We start from the raw sequence: 5061 nt of genomic DNA, 5'->3' as shown, positions 1-5061 counted from the left end.
CCGCAGGACTATTATCCTAATATCATGGCATTGGATGCAAAATATTATGCTAAAAGAGACGGCCTGGAATGTACGATACTGGGTGAACATCTCATGCATGAGATGGGAATGAATGCTTTACTGAGCGTCGGCCGGGCATCCATACACGAATCCCAACTCATTCATCTCGTTTACCGCCCTAACAATCCCAAGGCTAAAATCGTTCTTTTGGGGAAAGGGCTTACCTATGACAGCGGAGGGTTGAGTCTCAAATCGGCCGATTCGATGGTCTCCATGAAATGTGATAAGGCGGGAGGGAGTGCGGTACTGGGGATTATGTGTACGTTGAAGGCCCTTAACATCGAGTGTGAAGTACATGGTATTATCGGTGCCGTTGAAAATATGATTGGTGGAAATGCCTATAAACCCGATGATGTTTTGCGGGCTAAAAACGGGATGACCATCGAAGTGAAAAATACGGATGCCGAGGGCAGGCTGGTTTTGGCAGATTGTTTGTGTTATGCTCAGGATGAGATTCAAGATTTTGATTATATATTTGATTTTGCTACGTTGACCGGTGCTTCAATCGTTGCTATGGGCAGCCATACGATGGCTGTTATGGGACACAGCGATAGTTTAAAGAAAAAAATCAATACGGCGGCATTGCAAAGCGGCGAGCTTATCGGATTTTTGCCCTATAACCGATATTTCGAACATGAACTTGACAGCGAGATCGCCGACATGGTGAATACGGCTTCGACACGCAATGGCGGTTCAATAACCGCCAGTCTTTTTTTAGACCGCTTTATCAAAGAAGAGAACAAGAAAAAATGGCTCCATTTTGATATGGCCGGGCCTGCCTATGCCCATAAACCCTGGGGATATAACCCCTACGGAGCGAGTGGGGCCGGGGTCCGTTTAATCGTGCAATTTTTAAAAAATATCATCTAAAATACCTCTGCAAGTTATAAAAAGTTCAAATACATAAAAGTTGATAAATTATCTGAATAATTAATAGTAAAATCATCAGGAATATCATTTTTTTATCATTTTTTCTGATAAAATATTAATATGAAAACATATACTTTTGAGTATCAGGATTTTGTACAGCAAACGTGGATGGATGACATCCAGGATGAACAGAATATATTGGTTCAAATCTTTTGCGGCAATAAAAAAGAGATTCTCCAAGAAGCGTCAAATCTTATCAAAAAGAAGCTTCCCAACAGTGTCATCATCGGTACGACTACCGACGGAGAGATCAAAAACTCGCATATTTTGACCCACTCCACGATTATCGCAGTCTCCGTTTTTGGCAAAACAACCATCACCAGTGCTTCAGTGGATGGAGTAGACTGTTTTCAAAACGGAGTCGATCTCGCTAAAAAACTTATCAAACCCGACACCAAACTGCTGATACTTTTTACGGACGGTTCTACCAGCAACGGTGAAGTGTTTTTAAAGGGTATCGAATCTGTTGACAATAAAGTGATTATTTGCGGCGGAATGGCCGGAGATAACGGTAAGTTTATTCAAACATACATCTGTGAAAATGAAACGATACTGGAACATGGCGCGGTCGGTGCTGCCCTGAATTCCGATCAACTAAGCGTTTACAACAGCTATAAATTCGACTGGTCTCCGATCGGCATCGAACACACCATTGATGAGATTATCAATAACAGAGTCTATAAAATCTCCGGTATGCCGGCGGTCAAGTTTTATGAAAAATATCTCGGTGCTGAAGTAGCAAAGGCGCTCCCCAAAACAGGGATAGAGTTTCCGCTGATCATGGATAAAAACGGTTTTAAAGTTGCACGTGCGGTTATTGCCAAACATGATGACGGCAGTATGAGCTTCGCCGGAAATCTCAATGTTGGCGACAAGGTGAGATTGGGATTCGGAAATGCAGAACTGATTATCCAGCAATCATTCGACAAACATTATCAGGCACCCTGTAAAAATATGCAAAGCTATTTTGTCTATTCGTGTATGGCACGCAGAAGGTATATGCCCAGTCTCATCAATATCGAGATGGACCCTTTTGTCAAGAATGCCACGACGGTCGGGTTCTTCAGCTATGCCGAGTTTTATCACCATGAAGATCATAATGAGTTGCTCAACCAAACCTTTACCGTCGTCGGTCTTTGCGAAGCAGACTGCATAGAGTGTGTCGCTCTGGAGAACAATGAAACAAGCGGTCCTTTGGAAAACGATGAATATGCCCTGACCGTCGGTGCGCTCGCACACCTCATAGCGCAGTCTGCCGAAGACTACGAACTGCAAAAAAAGCGTCTTGAAGCTGAGCAGGAGTACTCCCAGAGCCTATTGAAATCCCAAGACCTTTTTATTAAATATGCGGTACATGAGACCAATACGCCGCTCAGTGTCATCATGTGCAATGTCGAACTCTACGAAGCGGAACTCGGAAAAAACCTCTATCTCTCCAATATCGAAGCGGCGATGAAAAACGTCACTACTATTTATGATGATCTCTCTTATCTTCTTATTAACAAGACGGTGGAATACCCTAAACATACAATCGATTTAGTGGATTATATACGAAGCCGGATAGAGTTCTTTGATATTGTCGCTAAAAAAGTGAATGTCAGTTTCATTTTTTCGTCTTCCGTCAAAGAGTTTTTGATCTATTTTAATGAGTCCCAGCTTCAACGGATCATCGATAACAATCTGACCAATGCCATCAAATACACCAAAGAGAATGAGCCGATTTATGTTTCGATCGAACCGCATAATCATAATCAGCGTATCTACAAAGTAATTTTCAAAAGCCAATCGTCCGAGATCGCAAATCCGGATAAGATTTTTGATCAATTTTACCGAGAGAGCTCCAAACAAGAAGGGTTCGGACTTGGACTAAACCTCGTGAAGGAGATTTGTAACAATGAAAATATCGCTTTTCAATTGCATTCAACAAAAGATGAGACCTCTTTTACCTATGAATTTACGGAGGCCTACCAATGAAAATCTTATTGGTTGAAGACGATATTATGTTGGGTGAAGCTATCTCCAAATATATAGAAGCCACGGGACATGTTGTTGAATTGGTGAAAGACGGGGTTCAAGGCCTCCAGATGATCCATGACAGGAATTTTGATCTTCTGCTTTTGGATATTAATATTCCGGGGATGGACGGTCTGACACTCTTAGAGACTACCCATAATGAAAAAATACAGATTCCTACGATTTTTATCTCGGCACTTATCGATATCGAAGAAATTTCACGAGCTTTCAACCTGGGTTGTTATGATTATTTAAAAAAACCTTTTCATCTGAAAGAATTAAGTCTGCGAATCGACAAGATATTACAATCCAGACAAGTCCCCCAAGCGCATAAACGTCTCTCAAAATCGTATAGTTTTGACAGTGAAACAATGACGCTCCTCTTTAATAACGAACCCCATATCCTTCCAAGAAGACAATTGCAGATCATAGAACTTTTATCACAGAACAGAAGCAGAATCGTCACCTATGATATGTTCAGAGACTATGTTTGGAACGATGATATGATTGATAACGCTACCATCCGTGCAGAGTTGAACCGGATCAAAAATGTACTGAAAGAAGATATGATTATCAATATCCGATCGATCGGCTACATGGTAGAAAGACCCAAATAATCCCGCACAAAAGTACGAAAATATCCGGCTTTTTGACGAAGGTTATAAAGAGGTTTCAGAATGTGGAAACCCCTGATTTTTAGAGAAATCACCCATTTAAAATATCTAATGTTTTTTCATACACATGCAGCTTGTCTAGCTCATTTTTGAGGTCTTGCGTTATGAGCGATTGTGATCGAAGTTCGCCGGAAATGGTGGAACTCTTGTGTGAAAGATCTTCTATTTCGCCAGAGAGCTGTAAACTTTTGGATGAAACCGCTGTAAGGTCCTCGCTTACATGATCCATCGTTTCACCGATTCCTTCAACGGCCTGAATGATAACACTGACGGAAGCATTCGTTTCCGAGAGACTTTTTTGCGTTCGTTCGGCCAGTTTACGGACTTCATCCGCAACAACGGCAAATCCACGGCCGTGTTCTCCTGCACGGGCTGCTTCGATTGCAGCATTCAGGGCAAGAAGATTGGTCTGATCGGCAATATCGGAAATGACGCTGAGTACAGCCCGTATATCACGTACATTGCCTGTAAGATCATTGACATCCGAAGAGAGGTTCGTATTATCGGAACTGCTTTTTTCCATATGGGCTGAAAAAACCGAAAACTGATCTTTGACGGATGAGAGCTGGTTTCCTATCGTATCAATCGAATCAACGGCATTCAGGATGGTTTTTCCGATACTTTCAATGATGGGCATACTTTCTTTCATTTGACTCAGCATCGCTTTATTGATATTGTCAATCATACTTTGTCGATTAATCTTGCGCAGAAGAAAATAGCTTTTGAATCCGGCATATTTTTGAACAAACCGGTCGATATATTCATCATGAAAGGATTGATTGTCGATGTAATAAAAAAAGATAGCGGTCAATGTTTGATTGATATTGACACCCAGAAGTTCACCGAATGTAGAAAAGCCGGTCACCGGAATATCTTGAAAGGTACGAAGATTATTAAGCTCGGAAGCATTAAACAATCGTCGTAAAATACAGTCATTGAAGATAGCTCCGATGGCTTTCGGCTTATTTCGGCTGAACTCAGAAAAATTCTCGGTGGTTGTTCGGACAAAGTCGGTTTTTTCAAGCAGGATAAGTTCTTCCCCGGCTTCAATATCGCAATAAAAATGGATAGCACCGGCCGTCGTATCGATCGAAGCAATGGAACGGACATAAATCTCACCGTCAATCTCGATTCCGAACGTATAGTTGGCCAGTTTTAAATCAAGCTGCTGGGGCGAGCAGGAAAAATGCGCCGTTAATGCGTCGATAACGCTGATGCGGGCATTTGTTTTGGTATCCATAAAAGCGCTGATAACCCGTTTGATCGGATCAGCGGCCAAAACGGTGAATTTTGTTGCTGTTTTTCGGAAGTTTTGACTTTTGAAGATGCCGAATCGGTAGGCAGGATTAAACTTGATAAACGTGATGAGCGCATGGTGCTGTAA

The 5061-nt window shown here is 41.8% G+C and carries 4 protein-coding genes; 3 read left to right on the top strand and 1 reads right to left on the bottom strand.

The genetic code is table 11. The annotated features are described in order from the left end of the window. The 3 genes from WAO38_RS04465 to WAO38_RS04455 all read left to right on the top strand — a co-directional run. On the top strand, positions 1 to 930 hold a 930-nt coding region (locus tag WAO38_RS04465; RefSeq protein WP_422234743.1), incomplete at its 5' end, for a leucyl aminopeptidase. Between the two features lie 120 nt (positions 931 to 1050). Continuing rightward, complete coding sequence (locus tag WAO38_RS04460) at positions 1051 to 2964, top strand: FIST N-terminal domain-containing protein (RefSeq protein ID WP_422234741.1); 1914 nt, start codon at positions 1051 to 1053, stop codon at positions 2962 to 2964. Next, positions 2961 to 3620 carry a response regulator transcription factor gene (locus WAO38_RS04455; RefSeq protein WP_422234739.1) on the top strand — a complete coding sequence of 220 codons (660 nt, stop codon included), beginning with the start codon at positions 2961 to 2963 and terminating at the stop codon, positions 3618 to 3620. The genes WAO38_RS04460 and WAO38_RS04455 overlap by 4 nt, the downstream gene beginning before the upstream one ends. 88 nt (positions 3621 to 3708) lie before the next feature. Here the strand turns inward: WAO38_RS04455 and WAO38_RS04450 are convergent. Continuing rightward, positions 3709 to 5061: methyl-accepting chemotaxis protein (locus WAO38_RS04450; RefSeq protein ID WP_422234737.1), on the bottom strand; the 1353-nt coding region annotated here is incomplete at its 5' end.

Source organism: Sulfuricurvum sp., from assembly GCF_049277495.1.
Taxonomy (GTDB): domain Bacteria; phylum Campylobacterota; class Campylobacteria; order Campylobacterales; family Sulfurimonadaceae; genus Sulfuricurvum.
Note: the sequence above shows the minus strand (reverse complement) of the source record. Positions and strands in the feature narration are given on the sequence as shown.